18 protein-coding genes and 1 tRNA gene are annotated in these 24,817 nt (G+C 42.6%); 11 read left to right on the top strand and 8 right to left on the bottom strand.

Annotated elements, in window-relative coordinates:
- Positions 1-45: 45 nt before the first annotated feature.
- Positions 46-972 carry an ACP S-malonyltransferase gene (fabD, locus tag N0824_RS11000; protein ID WP_108936794.1) on the top strand — a complete coding sequence of 309 codons (927 nt, stop codon included), beginning with the start codon at positions 46-48 and terminating at the stop codon, positions 970-972.
- 153 nt (positions 973-1,125) lie between these two features.
- On the opposite strand, the gene glp is transcribed toward fabD, so the two are convergent.
- Positions 1,126-2,346, bottom strand: coding sequence for a gephyrin-like molybdotransferase Glp (gene glp, locus N0824_RS10995; protein WP_108936793.1), 1,221 nt, complete (start codon positions 2,344-2,346; stop codon positions 1,126-1,128).
- A gap of 11 nt (positions 2,347-2,357) precedes the next feature.
- Here glp and N0824_RS10990 point away from each other — a divergent pair, with 11 nt between their 5' ends.
- Positions 2,358-3,245: a glutaminase gene (locus N0824_RS10990; RefSeq protein ID WP_108936792.1), complete on the top strand. Its 888-nt coding sequence runs from the start codon at positions 2,358-2,360 to the stop codon at positions 3,243-3,245.
- Positions 3,246-3,314: 69 nt separating this feature from the next.
- The gene (locus N0824_RS10985; protein WP_233256412.1) at positions 3,315-4,970 is read left to right on the top strand and encodes a glycosyltransferase family 39 protein; all 1,656 of its coding nucleotides are present in this window, start codon (positions 3,315-3,317) and stop codon (positions 4,968-4,970) included.
- Here the strand turns inward: N0824_RS10985 and N0824_RS10980 are convergent.
- The 3 genes from N0824_RS10980 to N0824_RS10970 all read right to left on the bottom strand — a co-directional run bounded on the left by N0824_RS10980 (position 4,967) and on the right by N0824_RS10970 (position 7,923).
- A complete protein-coding gene (locus N0824_RS10980) occupies positions 4,967-6,400 on the bottom strand; it encodes a carotenoid oxygenase family protein (RefSeq protein WP_108936790.1) in 1,434 nt (477 codons plus the stop codon). The genes N0824_RS10985 and N0824_RS10980 overlap by 4 nt on opposite strands.
- A 116-nt stretch (positions 6,401-6,516) precedes the next feature.
- Complete coding sequence (locus N0824_RS10975) at positions 6,517-7,188, bottom strand: Uma2 family endonuclease (RefSeq protein ID WP_108936789.1); 672 nt, start codon at positions 7,186-7,188, stop codon at positions 6,517-6,519.
- Positions 7,189-7,209: 21 nt separating this feature from the next.
- Positions 7,210-7,923, bottom strand: coding sequence for a Uma2 family endonuclease (locus N0824_RS10970; protein ID WP_108936788.1), 714 nt, complete (start codon positions 7,921-7,923; stop codon positions 7,210-7,212).
- A gap of 276 nt (positions 7,924-8,199) precedes the next feature.
- Between N0824_RS10970 and N0824_RS10965 the strand changes: the two genes are divergently transcribed.
- Both N0824_RS10965 and N0824_RS10960 read left to right on the top strand, forming a co-directional pair.
- Positions 8,200-8,670, top strand: a complete 471-nt coding sequence (locus N0824_RS10965) for a DUF29 domain-containing protein (RefSeq protein WP_108936787.1) — start codon at positions 8,200-8,202, stop codon at positions 8,668-8,670.
- Positions 8,671-8,724: 54 nt separating this feature from the next.
- Positions 8,725-12,897, top strand: coding sequence for a DEAD/DEAH box helicase (locus N0824_RS10960; RefSeq protein ID WP_108936786.1), 4,173 nt, complete (start codon positions 8,725-8,727; stop codon positions 12,895-12,897).
- 18 nt (positions 12,898-12,915) lie between these two features.
- Here N0824_RS10960 and N0824_RS10955 read toward each other — a convergent pair whose 3' ends face one another.
- A complete protein-coding gene (locus N0824_RS10955; protein WP_108936785.1) occupies positions 12,916-14,130 on the bottom strand; it encodes an aminotransferase class V-fold PLP-dependent enzyme in 1,215 nt (404 codons plus the stop codon).
- Between the two features lie 394 nt (positions 14,131-14,524).
- Here N0824_RS10955 and N0824_RS10950 point away from each other — a divergent pair, with 394 nt between their 5' ends.
- On the top strand, positions 14,525-15,961 hold the full coding sequence (locus N0824_RS10950; RefSeq protein ID WP_108936784.1) for a TM0106 family RecB-like putative nuclease: 1,437 nt from the start codon (positions 14,525-14,527) through the stop codon (positions 15,959-15,961).
- 507 nt (positions 15,962-16,468) lie between these two features.
- The gene (locus N0824_RS10940) at positions 16,469-16,693 is read left to right on the top strand and encodes a hypothetical protein (RefSeq protein WP_103672738.1); all 225 of its coding nucleotides are present in this window, start codon (positions 16,469-16,471) and stop codon (positions 16,691-16,693) included.
- 17 nt (positions 16,694-16,710) lie between these two features.
- On the opposite strand, the gene N0824_RS10935 is transcribed toward N0824_RS10940, so the two are convergent.
- Entirely contained in the window at positions 16,711-17,091 is a 381-nt protein-coding gene (locus N0824_RS10935) for a hypothetical protein (protein WP_079209797.1), read from the bottom strand.
- A 228-nt stretch (positions 17,092-17,319) separates the two neighbouring features.
- On the opposite strand from N0824_RS10935, the gene mtnB reads away from it, so the two are divergent.
- Both mtnB and N0824_RS10925 read left to right on the top strand, forming a co-directional pair.
- Complete coding sequence (mtnB, locus tag N0824_RS10930; protein ID WP_108936783.1) at positions 17,320-17,925, top strand: methylthioribulose 1-phosphate dehydratase; 606 nt, start codon at positions 17,320-17,322, stop codon at positions 17,923-17,925.
- Positions 17,926-18,258: 333 nt separating this feature from the next.
- A complete protein-coding gene (locus N0824_RS10925) occupies positions 18,259-19,446 on the top strand; it encodes an RNA-guided endonuclease TnpB family protein (protein ID WP_108936782.1) in 1,188 nt (395 codons plus the stop codon).
- Between the two features lie 82 nt (positions 19,447-19,528).
- Here the strand turns inward: N0824_RS10925 and N0824_RS10920 are convergent.
- Positions 19,529-19,599 (bottom strand) — tRNA-Cys (locus tag N0824_RS10920).
- 134 nt (positions 19,600-19,733) lie between these two features.
- Here N0824_RS10920 and N0824_RS10915 point away from each other — a divergent pair.
- Both N0824_RS10915 and N0824_RS10910 read left to right on the top strand, forming a co-directional pair.
- Positions 19,734-20,069: a hypothetical protein gene (locus N0824_RS10915; RefSeq protein WP_108936864.1), complete on the top strand. Its 336-nt coding sequence runs from the start codon at positions 19,734-19,736 to the stop codon at positions 20,067-20,069.
- 586 nt (positions 20,070-20,655) lie between these two features.
- Positions 20,656-23,301 (top strand): efflux RND transporter permease subunit, encoded by a 2,646-nt coding sequence (locus tag N0824_RS10910; RefSeq protein ID WP_108936781.1) that lies wholly within the window; start codon positions 20,656-20,658, stop codon positions 23,299-23,301.
- Between the two features lie 6 nt (positions 23,302-23,307).
- Here N0824_RS10910 and N0824_RS10905 read toward each other — a convergent pair whose 3' ends face one another.
- A complete protein-coding gene (locus N0824_RS10905) occupies positions 23,308-24,732 on the bottom strand; it encodes an FAD-binding domain-containing protein (protein WP_108936780.1) in 1,425 nt (474 codons plus the stop codon).
- Between the last annotated feature and the right edge of the window lie 85 nt (positions 24,733-24,817).

Raw genomic sequence — 24,817 nt, 5'->3', positions numbered from 1 at the left:
CTGATAACTGACCGAAACACATCTATCTATCTATTTTAAGAACTTATGAAAACAGCGTGGATATTCCCGGGACAAGGATCGCAAGCGTTAGGAATGATTGGAGATTTAGCGGAAAGTGCGCTTGGCCAAGAGAGATTAGAAATAGCAGCAAAAATCCTCGGTTGGTCAGTCCTGGAAAAATGTCAAGGGGATGAAGAAACCCTATCTCGTACTCTTTATACCCAACCTTGTTTATTTGTGGTGGAGAGTATTTTAGCGGATTTGTTGCAAGAAAAAGGTCATTTTCCCGATCTAGTCGCTGGTCATAGTCTCGGTGAATATTCGGCTTTGTATGCGGCCAGGGTGTTTAATTTTGAAACAGGATTAAATCTAGTTCAAAACCGTTCCCGTTTGATGGATGCGGCCGAAGGTGGTAAGATGGCCGCCTTAATGAAATTTGATCGCACCAGTCTAGAGACAGTGGTTAATCAGACGGAAAATGTAGTTATTGCTAATGATAATAGTGCTGAACAAGTGGTGATTTCTGGGACTCCTGAAGCGGTGGATTTGGTATTAGGTCAAGTGAAAGTTAAGCGGGTTATGCAGTTAAAAGTATCCGGTGCTTTTCACTCTCCCTTGATGGAAAATGCTGCTATTCAATTTCAGCAGATTTTAGAATTGGTTAATTTCCAAACAGCGAAAGTTCCCGTGATTTCTAATGTCGATCCGAGCAATCCTACCCGGGATGGGGAAGACTTAAAAAAATATCTGATCCGGCAGATGACTAGCTCGGTTCGCTGGCGAGAAATTATGTTAAAATTGCCAAATGTGGGTGTGGACAAAGCGATCGAAGTGGGTCCGGGTAAAGTTTTAACTGGTTTAATTAAACGAACTGCTCCCGCAATTGAGTTAGAAAATATTAGTCAATTAGCTGATATATCCAAGAATAGCGACGATGTTAAATTGCAGGGTTCATTAATTGGTGTTGGTTAAATTATCTGGCAACATTTTCGATGAAGTAAATTGATGGATACCTAAGTAGTTAGGTGTTAATCCCCCCTTATCAAGGGGGGGATTGACACCCAAAATCTATCTTCAATTTAATTATAACCAGCTACCTAGCCAAAAATTTGGTTAGGTATTTTTTCAGGAAACTATGATAACTTCTACTGTTTCTCCTGCTTGTATGGTAGTTTTACCCTGGGGAATTATGGCTAAAGCATTAGTACCCGCTAAATTAATTAAATTAGCCGAATTGTGTTGTCCAGAAGCGAGTTGAAATTGATAAACTCCCTCGATAATTTCTATTTTTCCCCAGAGATAAACTTCTCTTTGTCCCTTAGATTTGAGAGTATCGCGGGTGATAACTCGCAGAAATTTGTTCTGATAATCTGTTAATCCTGATAATTTTTTAATGGCCATTTGTACGAAGCGCCAACAGGAAACTAAAGCAGAGACGGGATTACCGGGGATACCAAAGTAAAGACAACCGTTAGGAAAAGTAGCAAAGGTTAGGGGTTTACCCGGTTGAATAGCAACGCTGCCAATCAGAATTTTTCCCCCTAATTCCCCCAAAATTCCCTCGATATAATCATAATCTCCCACAGAAACACCGCCGGTGGAAAGGACGATAGCACTAGAATTAATGGCTTTTCTGATAGTTTCTCTGAGAAGTTCGGGACTATCTTTGATTATACCTAAAGGTCTGGGAATTGCTCCTAAACTGGCGACAAATGCGGTTAAAGCGTAGCGATTTGAGTCAATAATTTGACCTTTTTGGAGGGTTTCATCGGGATTAATTAATTCATCTCCCGTGGAGAAAATTGCCACTTGGGGACGGGAAAAAACTGTTAATTCGGTAGCTTGTGCCGTTGCTAAAACTGCTATTTCTGGGGAATTAATGGCAATACCGGCTTTTAATAAGGTATTTCCTGCTTGATAGAATGTGCCGCGTTGACGCACGAAAAGACCTATTTTTTCGGGAGGGATAAGAATCGCCACTCGCTCCCCTTTTTTGTCAGTATTTTCCTGCATAATAATCGTATCACTGCCGGCGGGTAACATCGCTCCTGTAAATATTCGGGCTGTTTCTCCCGGTTGAATAATTTTTTCGGGGACTTTGCCGGCGGGAATTTCGGCGATAATCTTTAGAGTAACGGGATTTTCTGGGTTAGTGTCTTTAACATCTTCGTAGCGGACAGCATAACCATCCATAGCAGAATTATCCCAATAGGGAAAGTCTAAATCACTGCTGATATCTTCGGCTAAAATGCGCCCAAAAGCTGCCTCTAGAGAAACTTTTTCTGTTTGCTGTTGGGGTTGAATTTGAGTTAAAATTATAGATTCTGCTTCTTTGACTGAGTACATGGATTTAAAAAATGAACCGATTAGCTAGATTAAGGGTGGAAGATATACAAGCTTGGATCGGGGAAGTGCATTTATCGGATAGGAACGGTCAGACTCCCTATTATATACCGGTTTTGAACCAAGTTAATCCCGAGGTTTTCGCTCTCCAAATTCACTGTCTTGAGGGGGAGATTTTGTCTTGGGGAGATGAAACTGTAACTTTTCCTTTGATGAGTGTGATTAAACCTTTTTTGTTATTATATCTTTTAACCCATTTAGGGGAAGATGCTGTTTTTCGTCGCCTGGGAAAACAAGCTTCTAGTTATCCTTTTAATTCTTTAACTCAATTGCAAGAGGATCGCGGTTTTCCCCGTAATCCTCTGATTAACAGTGGCGCGATCGCATTGGCTGATTTATTAGCAGGAGAAACGCCAGAATCTCGCTGTGAAAATTTGCTTTTATGGTTAAATAAAATGGGTAATTGTCAATTATTTTTAGATCGATCTGTGCTTGATTCTGTTCACTCTTACCCTAATGAACATAATCAAACTTTAAGCTTAGAATTAGAAAAAAATGGTTATATCAGTCATCGTTATTTAGCTCTAGAAACCTATAATCAAATCTGTTGTTTATCTGGAAAAATTGCCGATCTTGCTAATTTAGGTAAGTTGATTTTAGCTTCTTCTTTTGCCGAAATTATTCTAGAAATTATGACTAATTGTGGACTCTATGAAGCTTCCGAAAAATTTGCTATTGAGGTGGGTTTTCCCACTAAATCGGGAGTCAGTGGGGCTTTGTTATCAATTGTACCGCAACAGGGAGCGATCGCTTGTTATAGTCCTCTATTAAATGAGCAAGGTAATTCAATTTTAGGACTGGATTTATTAACAAAAATAAGTAATTTTTTCAAAGAAATTTAAGCTATGAAAACAAGATTTAACTTTTCAAAAAAACACCGATTTTATTTGGTAATTATCTTGCTGATATTTATGGCTTTATGCGTCACCAGTTTATTTTTTCCCCTACCAGAATACCTCAACTATGATGAAGGTTATCATTATGAAAGTGGAGTAGAAATTCTCAGAGGTACGGCAGCGAAACGGGGCTATGAAGATATTTATCATCGCAATATTATGCCAGCTTCAGCACTGCATCCCCTAGTCGATCAAACAATACAAAATATTTTTCCTATCTCTAAAAATCTAAACTTAGAAAATAAGTTTTTTGGACGGTTTGCCACGATTATTATCTCAGTAATTCTAGCCATATATGTTTTTATATGGTCAAAACAACTCTATGGATTATTAGCAGGATTTTTGGCTTTAATTATCTATATTCTCGACCCCAATATTATCGGAAATTCACGGATAATTACTCAAGATTTATTTGGGGCTGCCTCAGTTTTTATTGCCATTTACTATTTCTGGTCTTTCCTTAGATTTGGGGTCAGAAAAAATCTAGTTTTAAGTATATTAACTTTTGGAATTGCCCAGATTTGCCGCTTAACAGCCGTTTATTTAGTTCCCATCTATGTAATTTTAAGCTTAGGTTTTTACCATCGGGAAATTATTAAATCTATTCAACAGAAAAATATTGCAGTTATTAAACAAGTAATTAAACGCAGTATCTTCTATATACTAGCTATGATTTTATCAACAATATTAATCATAAATATTGGTTATTCTTTCGAGGGAAGTGGCACAAAATTGGGAGATTATCAATTTCTCAGTCATAGTTTTAAGCAACTGCAAACCTATCCTGTCTTAAAATCTTTGTCGATTCCTATTCCGGCTGCTTATTTGCAAGCATTAGACTTCGGTAAGTATAAACAAGAAACAGGTTTTGGTAGTGGAATGCCCTATCTTTTGGGACAGTTAGGATTTATAGTTGATCCTGTGAAAGGATTCCAAATTAAGGGATTTCCCCAATATTTTTTGATCGCTTTTCTCTATAAAGTACCCATAGCTACCCAAATATTTATCTGGTTGGGATTTATCAGTTTATTTCTCTGGAGAAAACAGTTAAATTTTTGGCAGAATGAAGCTTTTTTGATTATTCCAACTGTCTTATATTTCATCTTAATGAGTTTCAACACTGCTCAAATAGGTATTAGATATATTTTAATGATTTTCCCTTTTTTATTTGTCTTTGCTAGTCGGATTGTTACCGGTTGGCCAGCTTATAAAAGATCCTATCGCATTTTAATTATTGTCTTGACCTTTTACCTACTAATTTCCAATCTTTCCTATTTTCCCCATTATATTTCCTATTTTAACGAATTAGTTATTGATCGCAAAATGAGCTATCAAATTCTGGCCGATTCCAATTTAGATTGGGGACAAAATAAAAATTATCTGCAAGACTATCTCCAAAAACATCCCAACGCTCTCTTTATTCGTTATGATGGAGATAATAAACTTAATTTAGTCATCGAGAATCAAAAAGTTGCACCCTCACAGGTTTCTCTCGATAATCCGATTAATTTACTGGTGATAGAAGCTAATCAATTAATCGGTATTACCACCGATTCTAACCATTTTTACTGGCTGCGTTCTAGTCGTCAACCTATTGATCATCTTGCTTATAGTTACCTAATTTTCAATATTTCCTCTCAAGACGCAGCCAATATTTTTGGTAAAAACTAGAAACTGTTAACCAATACTTTTTCTGATTTTTCTTGCCAAGTGCCGTGAAAACCGGGGGGGATAACACTGGGTAATTGCAGACAGCAAAGGGGTTCTTTTTCTAACTGCTGACTATCATAGATTCTCACTTGGCTGCTGTGATTATTGCCGTCGTAAACTACGACGATTAACCATCCCGTTTCTGGAGATAAACCATCGCAGACAAAAATCGGTTCAGTACCATAACAGTTACTTTCTAGATAAGCAATAGTTAACTTACCTGTGGAGTGATTATAACAAGCGGGAAGTCCGATAATTTCCCGACTAATATCGCTATCGGGACGATGGACAGCTAAAAAAGTATTTTGCCATTTTTGTCCCACCAGTTGCGGGGAAACCACAGGAAAATCACAGCTTAAATCCGAGCGAATTTCCTGATTAATCACCTTTGCTGATAGGGGATTAATAGTGATACTTGCCAATTTTCCGATGGCTAAGGTTTCGGTTTTACCCGTGGCAACTTCTTTTAAAAATTGATTAGTCTTAAAGTCATCATAACGGACAAAAACAATTTCAAGATTACCTTGGTCATTCACACAACCATTAGCGAAGTGCCATTGAAACCATGAATCTGTAACACTTTCACTGACTAATTGCAGAGAATCTCGCTCAAAAATTAGTATTCTTGTTCCTAATTCTGGCTGCCACTGCATGGCATCACTAAAAGTTTTAAATCCCAACAGTATCGATAATTTATCCGCTTTTATCGGTGGGACAAAAAAGACGAGATACTGTCCCGCTAAAACAAAGTCATGCAGCAGCGACAATCTATCTAAATCAAAAGTGTTTTTCTGGATAATTTGACCAGTGGAGTCAGACTTATAGAGATTTAAGCTAACTTTAGCACTGATTGTCACCCCGAAATTAAAAATCTCTCCTCTGGACAAATCTACTTTAGGATGAGCGGAAAAAGTTTCCTTTGCTTGTAAGCTAGATAAATTATCTAAGCCTAGGGTTTCTAAAGATTGTAAATCTAATTTATGGGGAAAACCCCCTTCCCAGAGAGCTAATAATTTATCGGGTAAAGCTAACACCGAGGTGTTAGCAGCATTTTTTACCTCTTTTCCCCAATTATTCCAAAAGAAGCCGGGGGCATTCATGCCATAATTAGGAAATAAATATTGATTAGCGGCGCTTTCTTTCTGATAACCGGCAGTCTGAACATAACGATAGGTGGCACTGGCTCCCTTATCATGAAAATGTACAGCTAAAACTGCCCCATCTCCGTCAAACCAATGACCAACTTTTTGCTTACCTCTTTCTAATCTCCCCGGACCATTGCGATAGAGACTCCCCCGCAATCCATCGGGAATTTTCCCCGATAATAGGGTTAATTGCGTTTCAGAAAATTCCACTGCTGGTTTTTCTAGAGATTTTGCCCAAGCTTTCATAGATTTGCTTTTTTAGTGATTACATAGTTAAGTATAGCTCTAGGCTAGGTTTAATGACGATAACTTAGGCAGTTTACCAGTTAATTAGTATTCGTCACAACCCATCAATTATGTCATTATAAAGTATCGGGATCAATTCCCAGAGAACGGATATATTCAGCTAAACGTTGAGATTTAAGACGCTCTTGTTCCAATTGTAAACTTGCTTGTTCAGCTTTTTGAGATAACTCAAGAGAAGTAAAAAATTTCTGACCATCTAAACTATAAATTTCTAACCCATCTTCTCTCAAATCAAATCGGATTTTTAACCGAGGACTAACCCATCCCTTAATCTCAGGTATAGAACTTAATAGTCCTTCCTGTCTCAACCATCCTTGAAAATTATGAGAATCGGGATCATAAAGATAGTATTCTTCCACTCCATAACGTTGATAAAACAGTAGTTTTCGCTCCATTTCTTCTAAGCTATTAGAAGGGGAGAGAATTTCAAAGACCACTTGAGGAGCAATATTATCTTCTTGCCATTGTTTATAGGAACCCCTTCTTCCTTTCGGACGACCAAATACTACCATAACATCGGGAGCAACTGGTCCAGTAATTTTCTTATCTTGGACGGGATACCAGAGCAGATCCCCCGCAATAAAAACGTTAGGAGAATTAGCAAAGAGAATCTCAAGATTTTCTTTAATTTTAACGATCCATTCGTATTGTTCGGTATTATCGGCCATGGGTTTACCGTCACTATCGGGGTATTCAATATCTGGATCAATAGCTGGTGTAAAGGTCATAATTTATCCTCCTTGAAATATTCATAAAGTATCGGGATCAATTCCTAGAGAACGGATATATTCAGCTAAACGTTCAGCTTTAAGACGTTCTTGTTCTAATTGTAAACTTGCTTGTTCTAACTGTAAACTCGCTTCTTCAGCTTTAAGACGCTCTTGTTCTAACCTTTGAGATAACTCGATAGAACTTAAAAATTTCTGACCATCTAAACCATAAATTTCTAACTCATCTCCTCTCAATTCAAATCTGATCTTTAACCGAGGACTAATCCATCCCTTAATCTCAGGTATAGAACTTAATAGTCCTTCCTGTCTCCACCATCCCTGAAAATTATGAGAATCTGGATCATAGAGATAGTATTCTTCCACTCCATAACGTTGATAAAAGAGTAGTTTTCGCTCCATTTCTTCTAAACTATTAGAGGGGGAGAGAATTTCAAAGACCACTTGAGGAGCAATATTATCTTCTTGCCATTGTTTATAGGAACCCCTTCTTCCTTTCGGACGACCAAATACTACCATAACATCGGGAGCAACCGGTCCGGTAATTTTTTTATCTTGGACGGGATACCAGAGCAGATCTCCGGCAATAAAAACGTTAGGAGAGTTAGCAAAGAGAATCTCAAGGTTTTCTTTAATTTTCACGATCCATTCGTATTGTTCGGTATTATCGGCCATGGGTTTACCGTCACTATCGGGGTATTCAATATCTGGATCAATAGCTGGTGTAAAGGTCATAATTTCTGCTCCTGCTTACTTGTCTGAAAATTAAATTCTAGCAGCGACGTTATCTTTCCCCTCTAGTCCCAAAATAACATCGCCAATAAGGTTGCTCAAAATGTTTGTGTACTTTTGTTAAAAAGAAAAAGTTTTCTTGACAAAAAGAACAACTTGTGCTAGTGAATAAATCTCTAACTTGGCAAAAATTCCCTGGACTAGAAGCCGATCAAACGATAGCGATCGAGCGTTATAATCGAGCCATTACCCCGCGCTCCCGGTCGGGATGAGAAATCTATGATGACCGCTCTCTACGAGGAAGATTTTGTTCTCTGGACAGAAAAAACCGCCGAACTGTTAAAGCGAAAAGAGTTTGACAGGGTGGACTGGGAAAACCTGATCGAGGAAGTGGAGTGCATGGGAAAAAGCGAGAGACAGGCTGTAGAGAGTTTGTTAACTCAATTATTAATCCATCTCCTGAAACTATCCTATTGGGAATCGGAAAAAGAACGGAATGCCCGTCATTGGCTCGAAGAAATCGCCAATTTTCGGGTTCAATTGGAAAGAAAGGTAGATAGTCCGACTCTCGCCAATCATCTGCGGGACACTTTCGAGACAGCCTACTCTGATGCCAGAAAAACCCTGATCCGAGCCAGAATCGTCGATAAAAATGCGATTCCCCTAGAGTCTATATTCACTCTCGAACAGGTATTAGACGGGGATTGGTTCCCGATCGATATCGAACCTTTTCTAGAAACCCGTCCATAAATTGCAGCCATATCCCCGCAAAAAGATTAGGATTATCAGCGAATATAACCGAATATGCAAGATATCGAGCAAATCCGCCGCCAACTCATCGAACGCTACCAACAATTATCGACACTCGATCAGGTGATCGTCCGTCTTTTTTCCCTAATCTATGAACCGATCGCCCGCAGCACTTTTCTAGACTGTTTAAATCAAACCCCTTGCCGCGACGAGAACAACCGGCGATTTAACGGCCAAACCCTGAAATCCCATTTAGATCTCCTCCTAGAAGCGGAAGTGATCACCCAGGACAAAGGCTACGGGCTGCGCTGTCATCCTCTCCTCGTCGAGATTGCCAGCCGTGATAGCGTTAGTAAGGGAGAATTCAAGCGTTTTGACGAGATTATCAAGGCAAAACTGCCGCAACCCCGAACTCGTTGGGATGAAAGCCTAGTTTTTCAGGGAAAAGAGCAATTAATCCGAGAAATCCGTCTGGCCATCTATCGTCAGGATTTCGACTCGATCGAACAACAAATCGCCGATTATCAGAAAACCAGCTATTCCTCCTCAAAAACCAGCCTAGAAGACCTTCTCATCCTCATCTACGATAACCCCTTCGATGGGGATTGGTTACGGACGCAACCGACCAAATTTCAAGCAATAGCACTAAATAGCATTCTTGTCAAGGCTTTTGAAAAAATAACTCGCGCCGATGGGGCTTTTTCCCTCCTAGAAGAACTCTGTCAAGACCAGACCAGTGTTTCCGAAGCCCATTTGTGGCTCGAACAGGCAATCATCCGAGGACAAAGCGATAGAGTGCGTCGGTATCTCGATCGCCCCTTCCCGGAAAGCCAAGCAGCAGAAATCGGGGCGATACGGGGTTGGATTGCCTTTCTAGGGGGGGAAAACAGCAAAGCGATCCAAGAATATACCCTCGCCCTTAAAGCCCTAAAAAAAGCCAAAGGAAAACAAAAAATCTATTTTTCTTCGATTAGCGGCTTCTCCTTTATTTTCGCCCTCCTCAAAGAAGGAACCCCCGAACGTCTCACCGAAGCCGCCAGCTATACCAGTTGGGTGACGCGTCAAAACGATCATCCTTTCAGTCCTATCTATGCCCGTCTGGAAAAAATCATCGCTGCCCGTCAGGGAGATATGCAGGCCAAAGACGCAATCATCGACGCGACGATCAATCCCTACCAAATGGGCCAGGGTCTAGAGACTCTTATCTATAGTATCTGTCTCTACTGGATGAGCAGCGACATCGCTAAAAAACATCTGCCCCGCCTACTCTTGCCCCTCTACAAAGATGCCAAGGCGGCCGGCTACCATTGGTTAGCCCTAGAAACCGGGGCCCTACTGTCCCGACTCGATCGAGCGCCGGAAGCGGAGGTGGTTATAAAATGGCATCTCCCTTCCCCCCTAGTAGATGCGATCGAACCCCAAGAAACTTGGCAACTGTGCCTGAATGCCTTGGTTAATCTGTGCGCGCCAACACCAACCCCGGGTAAATCCAACCCCGTCGTCCGCCTTGCTTGGTTTCTCACTATCCATTCCGAGGATTATTTCCTGCAACCAAAAGAACAAAAACTCGACGCGCGGGGTAATTGGAGTCGTGGCCGTCCCGTCTCCCTGAAACGTCTGCGAAAAACTGGGGAAATTGACTATTTAACCCCGCAAGACCTGAAAATTTGCGCCCATATCTTCGTGGAATCCAGTTACTATGGCCAGAACGAGTATCACTTTGAGAGCCGGGCTATTATCGAACTGATCGGTCATCCCCTGGTGTTTTGGGAAGATTCCCCCAGAACGCGGGTAGAAATCGTCGCTGGGGAACCGGAATTGCGAGTAAGAAAGGAAAAATCGGGTAAATTAATCCTCTCTTTACTACCCGATCTCAGCGATCGCCAAGAAGTGCTGATTTGGAAAGAAACCCCCACTCGCGTTAAGGTAATCGAAGTCAAGCCGGAACACCGAAGCATCGCCGACATTATCGGCAAAGGCAACCGCTTAGAAGTCCCCGACAAGGGCCGGGAAAAAGTCCTGGCCGCGATCAATTCCCTGTCTGGGATAGTGACAGTACATTCCGATATCGGCGGAGGAAAAGCAGCCCGGTCAGTGGCAGCCGATAGTCAACCCCGGATTCATCTCTTGCCGGCCGGGGAGGGTTTAAAAGTGGCGGTTCTCAGCCGTCCTTTTGGGGCAGCCGGTCCCTATTTCCAGCCTGGAAAAGGGGGAGAAACAGTAATCGCCGAGATCGAGGGGGAACGGCTGCAAACCACTAGGGATCTGGCCCTAGAGAAAAAACTGGCCCAAACAGCGATCGATTCTTGTCCGATCCTGATCAGTTTTGAGGAAGAAAATGGGGAATGGCGGCTAGAAAATCCAGAGGATTGTCTAGATCTACTGCTGGAATTGCGGGAATTAAACGATAGCGTCCTTGTGGAATGGCCGGAAGGGGAAAAATGGCGGGTGTCGCGTCAGCTTCGATTACAGGACCTACACCTAAATATCCACAGTCAACGGGATTGGTTTGCGGTAAGTGGGGAACTGCACCTAGAGGAAAAATCGGTGCTGAGTATGCAGGAGTTGATGAAATTGCTAGAGGGATCGCCGGGGCGGTTTATTCCCCTCGGAGATGGTCAATTTCTGGCATTAACCGAGGCATTTCGGGAACGGTTACAGGAAATGCGTGCTTTCTCGGAAAAGTCCGGCGACGGTTTGCGGTTTCATCCCTTCGCTGCCCCGATTCTCTCCGAACTCAGCGAGGAAGTGGGACAACTCAAGGCCGATAAACGTTGGCGCGATAATTTACAACGCTTTCAGGAGAGTCAGGATTTTACCCCAGAAGTCCCCTCAACTCTACAGGCAGAATTGCGCGACTATCAACTGGAAGGCTTTCGCTGGTTGGCTAGGCTGGCCCGGTGGGGGGCCGGGGCCTGTTTGGCCGATGATATGGGATTAGGGAAAACTTTACAGGCCCTGGCAGTAATCCTAACCCGCGCCTCGGAGGGACCGACTTTAGCGATCGCTCCTACTTCAGTATGTTTGAACTGGATTAGTGAGGCGGAAAGGTTCGCACCCACCTTAAATATCATCCAATTGGGAACAGGCGATCGGCAAGCACTACTCGATCGACTGCAACCTTTTGATCTGTTGGTCTGTAGCTATGGGTTATTACAGCAGGAAGAAGTGGCTACCATGTTGGCCGGGGTGGAATGGCGGACAATCGTTCTCGATGAGGCCCAAGCGATTAAGAATTTCTCTACCAAGCGATCGAAAGCAGCGATGAATCTGCGGGGTGATTTTAAATTAATCACCACGGGAACACCGATCGAGAATCATTTAGGGGAATTATGGAATCTTTTCCGTTTTATTAACCCCGGATTGTTGGGATCCTTGGAAAGTTTTGATCGCCGTTTCGCCACCCCGATCGAAAAATACGGCGATAAAACCGCTCGCGAACAGTTAAAAAAACTGGTGCGGCCTTTCCTTCTCCGGCGCACCAAAAACCAAGTTCTGGCGGAATTACCGCCCCGTACCGAGATTTTAGTCCCGATCGAGTTAAGCGTCGAGGAGAAGGCGTTTTACGAGGCCTTACGGCGGCGTGCTTTGGAGAAATTAAGCGAGAGTGACAGCACCGCCGGAGCGAAACATCTCCAGGTACTGGCAGAGATCATGAAATTACGCCGGGCCTGCTGTCACCCGCAGTTAGTGGCTCCAGATTTGGATTTAGCCGGCTCGAAATTGTCCCGTTTCGGGGAAATTCTGGATGAGTTATTAGATAATCAGCATAAAGCGTTGGTATTTAGTCAATTTGTCGATCATTTAGCAATTATCCGCAGTTATCTCGAGCAACGGCAGATAAAATATCAATACCTCGATGGTAGTACCCCAGCCAGCGATCGGCAGAAACAGGTGAAAGCGTTTCAAGCGGGGGAAGGGGACGTATTTTTAATTAGTTTAAAAGCCGGGGGGACAGGATTAAATCTCACCGCGGCCGATTATGTTATCCATCTTGATCCCTGGTGGAATCCCGCAGTGGAGGATCAGGCCTCCGATCGCGCTCACCGCATCGGCCAAAAACGTCCGGTGACGATTTATCGCTTAGTGGCCAAGGATACGATCGAGGAAAAAATTGTCGATCTGCACCACCATAAACGCGATCTCGCCGATAGTTTATTAGAGGGGACTGACGCAAGCGGCAAGCTATCCACTGACGAATTATTGCGCTTAATGGCCGAGGGATAAAAATATCCCCGACGCGGTTTAAACTAACTTTTTGATAGCTGCTACTAACTGCTCGATTTCTGAGGGCAAAGTGAAATAATGGACACAGGCACGTACACAGAGGGGGTCGAGGAGAGTTCGCAGTAAAAACCCTTGTTTTTCTAGCTGTTGCACTAAATTTTGTGGGGTGATGGCCGAGTCAATTTGAAAGGAAACTAAACCGGATTCTGGCGGAGAATTTTTTAAACATTTCACCCCCTTAATCGTCTTTAATTCTTCCCAAAGATAAGCCGCTAATTGACAGATTTTTTCGTATCTTTGTCCCCCATCACCCCAAGCGTTATGTACCGCAATAGTTGCCCTTAAACCCTCAAATTGAGGATAGGCAGAAGTGGCCACTTCAAAGCGTCTAGCGTCTGGTTTCCAACCGATAGGCTGTCCTTGCTTATCTGTTTCAATACCTCGCCAACCGATAAAAGTGGGCTGTAAACTAGGGAAAATTTCGGGACGAATATACAATCCTCCCACACCAGCCGGTCCACACCACCATTTATGACCCGTAAAAGCATAACAATCGGCGGCAGTAGCGCTTAAATCCAAGGGCAAACAACCCACGGATTGGGCAGCATCCACCACCACTAAAACGGGTTTTTCGGTGACAGAATTATCATGACAAAGCTGCGAGATTTCCTTGAGGGGTAAAACCTGTCCAGTATTCCAGAGAACATGACTGACCACCAAAACCCTAGTTTTTGGCCGTAAATGAGCGGAAATGACTTCTATCGGGTTGCCGTCGTTTAAAGTTTCCCGAATAGGACAAGTGGAGATTTCCAGATGATAACGACGGGCAATTTCCCGAACTGTGGCGATAATTCCGGGGTGTTCACAATCGGTTAGTAAAATATGTTCCCCCGCTTGCCAATCAACTCCCCAGAGGGCGATATTACAGCCTACAGTGACATCCTCGGTGATAGAGAGAGTGCTGGGGCTGATTCCCAACTCCTGAGCCATTTCTTGCCGTAGAAGTTCCGTTTTTTTGGTAATCCAATCGTTTACCTTTCCTGAAAAAGGACCCTTTTGTTGGAGAAAATTATGGGCATCGATAATCGCTTCTAATCCCGCCTTGGGCAAGGTTCCCTGACCACCGAAATTAAAGTAAACTTTATTGCTAAGTCCCCGAAATTCCTGTCTTTGTTCGGCTAAATCCGGTTTACTAACGGCGTAATCGAGGCTATTTTCGTCTAAATTCTGCATAAGGGAGGAGATGGGGGGTCAGTTATCAGTTATCAGTTATCAGTTATCAGTTAGAAGGTGTTGGGTTTTGGGGTTTTAGGGTTTTAGTTGAATTCCCCATTTCCCCACCTGACGGCTGACGGCTGAATTCTATCGACGGATTAAGTCGCAATTGTCACAATAGTATTAGAGTAGAGGAAACACACTTGGGAATGTTTCCTTTTTTTAAGTTTATTATTTTTTACTTTACTTCACTGGTCCAGGAAAGCTTAACTTTTCTCCTTGATAAGCTAAGACGCATTTAAACCGCTTATTCTTAGATTAGCCGAACCTCCCCCAATCGCTTTACTGTTGCCTTTTGCCTCTTGCCTCTTGCCTCGTCTCAAAAAGCAATTTAAATTACGAACAGCTTAGAATGCTACTGACCGATGATCTACTTCTAGACTACCAACGTTGTCAACGCCGTGGGTTTTTAAATCTCTACGGTAATAGCCAAGAAAAAGACCCTGAGCGAGATTTTTTGCTGAAATTGCGCCAGGAGAGTCAAAGTCACGTTAAAAAAGTCCTGCAAGACTCCTATCCGGATTATTGTTCCCTGACTACTCCCACCAGCGATATTTTAGCCGCCGCTAGGGAAACGGAAGCTTTGATGGGTCAGGGGGTATCCTGTATTTATCACGGAGTCCTCTTACAGTCTGGCTATCCTGTCTCTTTAACTGGTTCCCCGCATTTATTAATTAAACAGGCAGGAGAATCTAAATTTGGCGATTGGATTTATTATCCCCTCAATATACAACTCGGTCGCCGTCCTAAGCCTGAATATAAGATGCTGGCTACTTTTTACGCCTATTTATTAGCCAGTATGCAGGGAGTTTTTCCCAATTACGCAGAAATTGTCCTACGTCGTCATAATCGCTATCGGGTGGAATTGAATCTCTGGTTAACTAAACTAGAGGAAATAATCAAAAAGTTCAGCGAAATGGTGATTAATCACCAAGAACCAGAAGTTTTTATCTCGCGTCAGCGTTGCAGTTTATGTCATTGGTATAGTCACTGTTATGGTATCGCCCAAGCGAGTCAACATCTTTCTTTAGTCCCGGGGGTGACTCCCAGTCGTTACCAATTTTTACAGTCTTTGGGGGTTTCCACAATGGAATCCCTGGCACTTACCTGTCCTACCCGTATGGGGGAGGGGATGGGGTTAGAGGTGGCTAATCAGTTACAACTACAGGCCCAAGCAATTATTGAAAATCGGGCCTTTCGCAAAAGCAACGGCAAAACTGCTTATTTGTCTCCCCTACCGAGGGCCGAGATTGAATTTTATTTTGATATCGAAGCGGAACCAGAACAGAATTTAGATTATCTTTTGGGGATTTTACGCGTTGATTATCGAGTTAATACCCAGCAATTTTATCCCTTTTTGGCAGAAAAGCCAGAAGATGAAGGCAGGATTTGGCAGGAATTTTTAACCTTAGTCATGCAGGATTATCAAGCACCCATTTTTCACTTTTCTGAGTACGAAGTGGAAACAATTAAGCGATTGGGTTATCTTTATAAAACTCCTTCTTCTTTGATTAATCAGTTAGTTTCTCGCTGTTTTGATCTGCACTATTATGTAGTTAATTCCGTAACTTTTCCCGTGGAAAGTTATTCTTTAAAATCCCTCGCTAACTGGATTGGCTTCCAATGGCGCGATCGAGGAGTAAGCGGGGATCAATGCGTTTGGTGGTATGACCAGTGGTTAAAAACAGGAGATCGGACTTTATTGGCGGCTATTTTACGTTACAATGAGGATGATTGTCGCGCCACCTTTATACTAAAAGATTGGCTTTTGACATACCCCACGCCGTAAACGGACGTGGATTCTTCTAGCATCACTGCTGAGAATTTCTGGCTCAACGAGTCCACTTGAATTAGATTCCTGGCGAAATCCCACCCAGAGGTGGTTCTCTCCTCAGACTTTCGCTCCCTTACAGAAGCCTGTTTTCCTATGCCCTACGATACAGTTCAAAACCTCTAAAATAATTGGTTTCTCTGGTACTTGACGCTTAGAGCTTTTACCTATAGGAGCATTCCCCTATAGAACCCCATAACTCTAGTTTTCAAGGTGCGTTCATCCTGCGATGACTGGGTTTTTTAAGCGGTTGCTTACCCTGCCCGCTATTCTTAATATCATAGATCATATAAAGTCGCCCTAAAAGGGCGAGGCTTTAAACCCAATTTTTCGGTCAACTTTTTAATTTGATTCTAAAGATTTATGACAAATAGGGGGGTATGTAGCCGCTGCTACGCGTAACTGCAAAGGGAAAATGATAGGCTATGGATGTGAAGACAGTCCCCTCACCCAATGGTGATCCCCATGTTCTCCCCACTTTTTCCGCTTCTACTCCTACTGCTTTCCTTCCTTAGTCTTCTCTGGTATCAAAAAACCGATAATGATATTTTTAAAGCTCTTGCCGTTAGTAGTTTAATTTTTGCAATTATTTGGGGCTTAATTCTCGTTCATTGGTCAATTCACCTGCTGGGACTGCTGTTATTGTTAAAATTCAGATCCCCCCGCTTTCAGTTTGGTGCGCGTGCCTAGATGGTAATGGTTCGATCCTAATCTTCTAACTGTCCGGTAGGTACTTCGATCGCTTGTACATCGATCGTACCGGGAGGGGTGAGAATAATAAACTTACCCCCTGCCACTTTTAACGGTTCACCACAGTTAGGACATTGGCATTCCGTGCGATTAAAACCCGTAAATTCGTAGCTACAGACGGGACAGCTATCTTCAACTAAATTGCGTCGCAACCACCAGCGAAAAATTCCCCAAGCAATCACAGGGGAAAATATCAGGAATGCCACGAGAATTAAAAAACTATTGACTAACCAACCCAGTCCGATCGAGCCTAACAACAATCCGACTAAAATCAAAGATAAGAAACAACCCAAACCAGAATCATTGACAGAATAGCTGCGGAAAAAGTTGTTATTCACGGCTCAACCCTCGATTCATCAAAGCTGCAATTATCTTTAACCTAACACATCCCCAACACATTGCCACGGTTAAATTTTCTTTTTTGCTCACCGGTTCCTCACTCTATTCTACCTTGGCTTTAGTTTTGAGCGAGATTATCTTGACTGACATCCTCAGCAAATCTGCTGGCGAGTGGATCGTCCGATTGTTATAATAGTCAGTCCCTATCTACCATATCTCTAAAAACCATGAGCGATCCTCGTCTATCTCTAGTTGCCGCTGCCCGAAGATTTTATCAACTGGGTTGGATGCTTGGCACGGCAGGTAATTTATCCGCTAAAGTTGATGATCATAGTTTTTGGATTACTGCCAGTGGCAAAAGTAAAGGTAAACTCACAGAACAGGATTTTGTGCGCGTAGATCTGACGGGAAAAGTCAGAGAATTAGCTCATCGGGATAATCGTCCTTCGGCAGAAACTAGCATTCATCAGGTGATTTATTGTCTCTTTCCCCAAGCGCAAGCTTGTTATCATGTTCACTCGGTGGAAGCGAATTTAGTTTCCCGTTTTGCTCCTCAGGGTAAGTTATCGTTACCTCCCTTAGAAATGTTGAAAGGTTTAGGTATTTGGGTAGAAAATCCTCAAGTATTTATGCCAGTTTTTGCTAACTATCTCGATGTGCCGAAAATTGCCGCAGAAATAGAAAGTAGATTCTCAACTTTCCCCCCAGAAATTCCCGCTTTACTGATTTCTTACCATGGCGTGACGGTGTGGGGTGAGTCTCTAGAAACTACCGAGAATTATTTAGAGATAGTTGAGTATATTTTTCGTTATCTAGTGTTAAGAGGGATTTAAACCGCTTATTCTTAGATTAGCCGAACTTCCCCCAATCCCTTTACTGTTGCCTTTTGCCTCTTGCCTTTTGCCTCGTCTCAACAAGCAATTTAAATTACGAACAGCTTCGCTATCTAGTGGCAGCCTATCAGTTGACACTGTCGTGCTTCGCTGTTCTATGCTGGCGGAACCTTTCATCTCCGAGGTGAAACCGAGAGTTCCTTCAAGCCGACATTATAGGTAAAACCTTGTTAAACCTTCATCGAAAATTTGGGTCTGAAACCCCGTCGTTCTACGACGGCTTTACTGTTAAATATGAGCATCGTTTACGAAATATATGCTAAAATGTGAGGTATGGAAAAAGCCTATTCGTTTCGATTTTACCCCACACCAAAACAAGAGTCGCTATTGCGGCGCACTTTGGGCTGTGTAAGATTAGTTTACAACAAAGCTCTCCACGAACGAACACAAGCATGGTACGAAAAGCAAGAAAGAGTAGGCTACGCTCAAACTTCTTCAATGCTAACTGATTGGAAAAAGCAAGAAGAATTAAACTTTCTCAATGAAGTAAGCTGTGTACCCTTACAACAAGGGTTAAGACATTTACAAACAGCTTTTACTAACTTCTTTGCTTGTCGTAATAAGTATCCTAACTTTAAGAAAAAACATCAAGGAGGAAGTGCCGAATTTACCAAATCTGCTTTTAAATTTAAAGACAGACAAATCTATTTAGCTAAATGCACAGAACCTTTACCTATTCGATGGTCAAGACAAATACCAGAAAGCTGTGAACCAAGCACAGTAACAGTCAGATTACATCCTTCTGGACGTTGGCATATATCAATTAGATTTGATGACCCAACAATTAAGCCATTACCAGTAACAGATAAAGCCATTGGAATTGACTTAGGAATTAGTAGCCTTGTCATTACCAGCGACGGCGATAAAGTATCTAATCCTAAGCACTTTAAAAAGCATTATCGGAGACTGCGAAAAGCGCAAAAAAATCTTTCTAGAAAACAGAAAGGCTCAAAAAATCGAGAAAAGGCAAAAATTAAAGTAGCCAAAATTCACGCTCAAATCACCGATAGTAGAAAAGACCATTTACACAAGCTAACCACTCAATTAGTTCGTGAAAATCAAACGATTGTGGTTGAGAATTTAGCCGTCAAGAATATGGTCAAAAACCCGAAATTATCTCAGGCAATATCTGACGTTAGTTGGGGAGAAATCACTCGACAATTAGCCTATAAATGCCGTTGGTATGGGAGAAATTACATCGAAATAGATAGATGGTTTCCTAGCTCTAAAAGGTGTAGCAATTGCGGGTATATTGCTGAGAAAATGCCGTTAAATGTTCGAGAATGGGACTGTCCAGACTGTGGAACACACCATGACCGAGATGTTAACGCAAGTAAAAATATTTTGGCCGCAGGGCTTGCGGTGTCAGTCTGTAGAGCGACCATAAGACCAGAACAGAGTAAATCTGTTAAGGCAGGTGCGAAAAATCCTTCGGGAAAGAAGCAGAAACCCAAATCGTGAGGTTTGGGAATCGCCGTCCGTTTTACGGCGGCGAGGATGTCAATTAGACAAGGCAATAAAAGAAAGATGCCGATATTTTCTAAGGCGCCACCCAGATTCGAACTGGGGGTAAAGGTTTTGCAGACCTCTGCCTTACCACTTGGCGATGGCGCCGATCAAGCACTACTTATCCTAGCATAACAGTTGGCAGTTTGCCAAGAGTGGAACCCAAGAGTTGAGCGATCGATCTATAATTTATGGAGCGGTTCTCTAATCTAGTGGGGGATTTTAGGCTTAAAAAAGCGATTATGATCATAAATCCAAGATATTTACTAACTTTTATCGGTTTATTGGCTTTATGCTTGCCAGTACAGGCTAATAATACTGTTTACCTTAGCCAAAGTTCTAATACTGCCACGACTTTCGACAGTTATCGTCAAGAATGTTTACAAAGAGCGCGCGGGGAGGGATTAGCTGCTGATGTGGCAAAAGACCTATGCGACTGCACGATTAAAAAATTCCAGGCTCGTTACAATCTACAGCAATTCCGCACCCTCGTGCAGAAGTCGAAAACCGATAAGGCTGCCGCTAGGACTTTATCGAGTGTGGGAGAAGCTTGTTTTGATGAGATTTTGTATGAATAGCAGGGATAGGAAGCAGTGATCAGTAATCAGCTTTTTTCTCCCCTCTCCCTTCTCCCCCCTCTACAATAATTACTCGCAGCCAGAAATACGTTGGGTTTATATCATACTTTGTGCTTTTTGTCAAAAAAACTTTTTTTTTGCAATAAAACTACATAAAAAAAAGATCATCGTTGTGGGTAAAAATGACTGATTTACCCGTCTTAATTAGGATCACCTTCTAGGTGTGGCAAGGGTTTCAACCATTCCTGGCCAAAAAAGCACAGAATAACCCACTATGAAATTCAGTAAAATCGCTGTAACCATGATAACATCGTTGTTAAATAAAAATCTTTCTCAATTAATTCTTAAGAATTTATAAATATTGCGGAATGTTAATTTAAATATTCTCAAGTTTTTGGAGTCAATAAATAATTTTTGCTTATCTTTGTCGGAAAATAGAACTCCGGCAAAAATCCAACATCTACCATTGGGTTAGGAGTCAGTTATCAGTTATCAGTTATCAGTTATCAGTTATCAGTTCACTGAGAAAACACCCCACACCCCACACCCTACACCCCACACCCCATACCCCACTTATTCAACAAACATGAAAGAATCGTGGCGAGAACGTCTGAATATCTCTCGAATAGCGATTAATGCCCCGAGGTTAACCATTGCTTTCTGGTTAGCGGTGGCCATGGCGGGAATTTTAGCTTTTAGTTCCCTAAAATACGCTCTTTTCCCCGATATCAGCTTTCCAGTCGTAATAATTAACGCTCAAGCGGATTTAGCTACTGCTATCACCACGGAACAGCAATTAACTAAACCCCTAGAAAATCCCCTTTTCTCTCTCCCCGGTTGTCGCGATGTTTCCTCGACTACTGCCCCCGGACAGTCAGTAATCAGCGTTTTCTTTAAAATTGGCACAAATTTAGACAAGGCCACTGCAGCAGTTAAACAGACTATCTCGCAAGTCCCTTTACCCCCTCAAGCTACCACAGAAGTTATCCCCGTTGATTTAAATGAGTCGGCAACGGTCACCTATGCGCTGGTGAGTGAGCAGAAAAATCTAGAAGAATTAAGCCAAATCGCCCAAGATAATTTAATTCCGCCCTTAAAAGCTCTCCCCGGTACGGCTAAAGTTAATTTACTCGGTCAAGGTACAGTTAGGGAGGATAATCCCCATAAAAGCTTAACCCGACCATTACCCACGCTGGTGCGCTTTAATGGTCAAGAAGCGATCGCAGTGCAGGTAATCAAAAAAGGTGCGGCTAATAGTCTCGATCTCGTTGCTCAAGCAGAAAAACTGGTTAAAGACATAGCACAAAAACTGCCCGATGTCAAGATAATTTTAGCTGAAACCCAAGCGGAATATATTCGCGCCGCCCTACAAGGCACGATCGATGATTTACTCTTGGCAGTTTTGCTGTCGGTGCTGGTGATCTGGATATTTTTAGGCAGTTTCGCCGCTACAATCATTTCTGCTCTGGTTATCCCCCTATCTCTTTTGGGGACTTTCATTATCATGGCCATCTATGGGTTTAATCTGGAAACCCTGACACTGCTGGCTCTCGCTTTGGTGATTGGCATTGTCGTGGATGATGCGATCGTGGATGTAGAAAATATTTCCCGTTTAATCGACGCGGGGGAAACCCCGAAAAATGCGGCACTCAAGGGGACAAGGGAGATCGGATTAGCTGTCACCGCCTCCACTTTAACCATTGTTGCCGTGTTTATACCCGTCGCTTTTATGGGGGGTGCGGTGGGACAGTTTTTCCAACCCTTCGGTTTAACTGTCTCGGCTGCGGTGATTTTTTCTCTGTTGATCGCCAGAACTTTATCGCCAGTTTTGGCAGTATATTGGCTGAAACCGCAGTCACGGGCAAAAACGACGAAACAAAAGCGACCGATTGAAAACGCCTATCGACGGCTCTTAAACTGGTCATTGCGTCATCGTTTGCTGGTCATTGCTATTGCCCTAATTACCTTTTTTGCGGGTATTGCCCTGATTCCTTTTATTTCTAGGGGATTTATTCCCCGACTCGATCGCGGCGAGTTTAATCTGGTTTATACTTCTCCTTTGCCGAAAATAACGCAAATTAGCCCTAATAAACCGACGGCTAAGAGTTCTAGCGATAGTTTCGCTTGGATTTCCCAGTTAGCGAGTTCTCCCGAAAGTTTTCTTTTGCGTCGCACTATCCGCGATGGCAGCAAATTAGAAGCGCCGATTTTGCAGGATGGGGAAGTGGAATCGACTTTTATGATCGCCGGTTTACGCGGTGAGCCGAATCGTGGCAAAATTCACGTTAAACTGAAGGGCGATCGTAAATCTCACACCAGCGCCGTGCAGCAACGGATTCGGCAAATTTTACCGACAATTAGAGGGGTGAATGTCAGTGTCGAGGACATTCCTTTTGTGCAGACGGAAGCGGAAAAGCCGATCCAAATTGCGATTAAAAGCGATAATTGGCAGCTATTGCGCGATAGTGCCGAGAAATTGCGGGTTGAGGCCGCTAAAATCGCTGGTTTAAAGGATATTTCCCTATCATCTAGATTAAATGAGCGGGGGGATTTTTTGGCGATCGAGCGTTTAAATGGTCAACAGGCGATTTTTCTCAGTGCTAATCTCAGTCCAGATTTAGGATTAGAAGATGCGGCGATTAAAATTGAAGGGATTCCTTTACCGGAAGGGATAACTTTACAGCGTTGGGGTACTTCTTCTCAAAGTAGCGATGTTTTGGGCAGTTTTGGTCGCACTTTAATCCTGGCGACAATTTTAATGTTAGGAGTTTTATGGTTATTATTCAGAAGACTGTTAGAAACTATCGTCATCGCTTTATGTTTACCTTTAGCGATTGTGGGGGCAATGTTGGGGTTATTGGTAACGGGTAGTGAGTTTAGTATGATTTCTTTGATCGGGTTTATCTTCCTCTTGGGATTACTGGATAAAAACGCTGTGTTATTGCTGGATTATACTAACCAATTGCGTCAACAGGGTTGGAGTCGGGAGGAAGCGGTTTTAGAAACGGGAATGATTAGGTTAAGACCGATTTTAATGACCACTTGTTCGACAATTTTAGGCATGATTCCGATCGCTTTGGGATTGGGTACCGGTGCGGAATTGCGGCAACCCATGGCGATGGTAATTGTGGGAGGTTTAGTCACTTCTTCCCTGTTGAGTTTAATTGTTGTGCCTGTGTTATATCTAAGTTTAGAGGATGTTTGGAACCGGATTAAAGCCAGTCAAAAGTAGCTAGTTTTATTGTTTTGGCTTCTGATTACTATAGAGTCGTTTGAATTCTTTTTGTTGTTGATTATGATCGACAATTGGCTCAGGATAACCACAACGATGTCTTTCTAAACGGGGGATTTTCCCAGTTACTAAATATTCCGTATCTACGGAGGCTAATTCTGGCAACCACTGACGAATATATTCCCCTTCCGGATCGAATTTTTGTGTCTGACTAGCGGGATTAAAAATTCTTAAAGGTTTCGGATCCATACCACTAGAGGCACTCCACTGCCAACCACCATTATTAGCGGCTAAATCGCCATCAAAAAGTTTCTGCATGAAGTATTTTTCGCCTTTTTGCCAGTTAATAATTAAATCTTTGGTTAAAAAACTCGCCACGATCATGCGACAACGATTGTGCATCCATCCCGTTTCATTTAATTGTCGCATGGCCGCGTCAACGATCGGATAGCCGGTTTTTCCCTGGCACCAAGCTTGAAAATGTTCTTCGTTATCCTGCCAAGGAAAATGACGAAATTCTTTTCTATAAGCACCGACCGCCAATTCTGGGAAAAAATAGAGACAATGCTGGTAAAATTCCCGCCAAGCTAACTCTTGCTGCCAAGTGATAATACTATCTTTTGCTTCCTCGGCGCGGCAATTTTCTAATAACTCTAGGGTTGCCGTCCAAATTGTGCGAATGCCAATCGCCCCAAATTTTAAAGCGGCACTCAAGCGCGAGGTCCCATCGAAAGCGGGGAAGTTACGATCTTCTTGATAATTGTTAATAACCCCTTGACAAAATTCTTCTAATCTGCTATGGGCAGCCTTTTCTCCGGGGGTGAGGGGTAAGGGGTTTTGCCAAGTAAAACCTAAATTTTCTAGGGTTGGTAAGTTAATAGTTTCTGTGAGTTTCTCCCCCTCATTTTCGTCTAATCCTTGCAGGTTTTCTAGGGTTGTGGGGCTGGCTTTGGTTAATTGGCTCCAATTTTTCCAAAAAGGAGTATATACGGTGTAGGGACTTTTTGAGAGGGTGAGGACTTGTCCGGGGGCATGGAGCAGTTGATCCCAGAAGGTTTCTACTTCAATTCCTTTTGTTTGTAAAGCGGCGATTACCTGTTGATCCCGTTGACGCGCGTAGGGTTCGATATCGAGGTTAAAAAAAACTGCTTTTGCCGATAAATTGCCAGCTAAATTGACGAGTGTTTGACTGGGGTTGCCGCGAATAATCAGTAATTGACTACCTTTTTGGCGATAATTTTTTTCTAATTCCTCTAGACAACCGAGGAGATAGGCAACTCTAGCAGGGGCGATATCATCCCTCTCTAAAATAGCAGGATCGAGGCAGAAAACCCCGATAATTTTCGGACTGCGCTCCCTAGCTTTACTCAGTCCAATATTATCCGAGAGACGTAAATCGCGACGATGCCAGAAAAGGATTAGATTTGACATAAAGTAAGGTGATGAGAAGATTATCAGGGGCGAGATTATTGGGGTACAGTTAAGAACAAATTCAAGTCAAAAATACTCTTTCTGT

The organism is Microcystis sp. 0824, from assembly GCF_003112475.1.
Taxonomy (GTDB): Bacteria; Cyanobacteriota; Cyanobacteriia; order Cyanobacteriales; family Microcystaceae; genus Microcystis; species Microcystis aeruginosa_C.
The sequence above is the reverse complement of the archived record's forward strand: the minus strand, read 5'-3'. Positions and strand labels throughout refer to the sequence as shown.

What these genes read in the sequence shown, in the direction of transcription:
- fabD (WP_108936794.1), top strand. Translation starts at nt 46, where the DNA reads ATGAAAACAGCGTGGATATTCCCGGGACAAGGATCGCAAGCGTTAGGA.
- glp (WP_108936793.1), bottom strand. Translation starts at nt 2,346, where the DNA reads ATGTACTCAGTCAAAGAAGCAGAATCTATAATTTTAACTCAAATTCAA.
- N0824_RS10990 (WP_108936792.1), top strand. Translation starts at nt 2,358, where the DNA reads ATGAACCGATTAGCTAGATTAAGGGTGGAAGATATACAAGCTTGGATC.
- N0824_RS10985 (WP_233256412.1), top strand. Translation starts at nt 3,315, where the DNA reads ATGGCTTTATGCGTCACCAGTTTATTTTTTCCCCTACCAGAATACCTC.
- N0824_RS10980 (WP_108936790.1), bottom strand. Translation starts at nt 6,400, where the DNA reads ATGAAAGCTTGGGCAAAATCTCTAGAAAAACCAGCAGTGGAATTTTCT.
- N0824_RS10975 (WP_108936789.1), bottom strand. Translation starts at nt 7,188, where the DNA reads ATGACCTTTACACCAGCTATTGATCCAGATATTGAATACCCCGATAGT.
- N0824_RS10970 (WP_108936788.1), bottom strand. Translation starts at nt 7,923, where the DNA reads ATGACCTTTACACCAGCTATTGATCCAGATATTGAATACCCCGATAGT.
- N0824_RS10965 (WP_108936787.1), top strand. Translation starts at nt 8,200, where the DNA reads ATGATGACCGCTCTCTACGAGGAAGATTTTGTTCTCTGGACAGAAAAA.
- N0824_RS10960 (WP_108936786.1), top strand. Translation starts at nt 8,725, where the DNA reads ATGCAAGATATCGAGCAAATCCGCCGCCAACTCATCGAACGCTACCAA.
- N0824_RS10955 (WP_108936785.1), bottom strand. Translation starts at nt 14,130, where the DNA reads ATGCAGAATTTAGACGAAAATAGCCTCGATTACGCCGTTAGTAAACCG.
- N0824_RS10950 (WP_108936784.1), top strand. Translation starts at nt 14,525, where the DNA reads ATGCTACTGACCGATGATCTACTTCTAGACTACCAACGTTGTCAACGC.
- N0824_RS10940 (WP_103672738.1), top strand. Translation starts at nt 16,469, where the DNA reads ATGTTCTCCCCACTTTTTCCGCTTCTACTCCTACTGCTTTCCTTCCTT.
- mtnB (WP_108936783.1), top strand. Translation starts at nt 17,320, where the DNA reads ATGAGCGATCCTCGTCTATCTCTAGTTGCCGCTGCCCGAAGATTTTAT.
- N0824_RS10925 (WP_108936782.1), top strand. Translation starts at nt 18,259, where the DNA reads ATGGAAAAAGCCTATTCGTTTCGATTTTACCCCACACCAAAACAAGAG.
- N0824_RS10915 (WP_108936864.1), top strand. Translation starts at nt 19,734, where the DNA reads ATGATCATAAATCCAAGATATTTACTAACTTTTATCGGTTTATTGGCT.
- N0824_RS10910 (WP_108936781.1), top strand. Translation starts at nt 20,656, where the DNA reads ATGAAAGAATCGTGGCGAGAACGTCTGAATATCTCTCGAATAGCGATT.
- N0824_RS10905 (WP_108936780.1), bottom strand. Translation starts at nt 24,732, where the DNA reads ATGTCAAATCTAATCCTTTTCTGGCATCGTCGCGATTTACGTCTCTCG.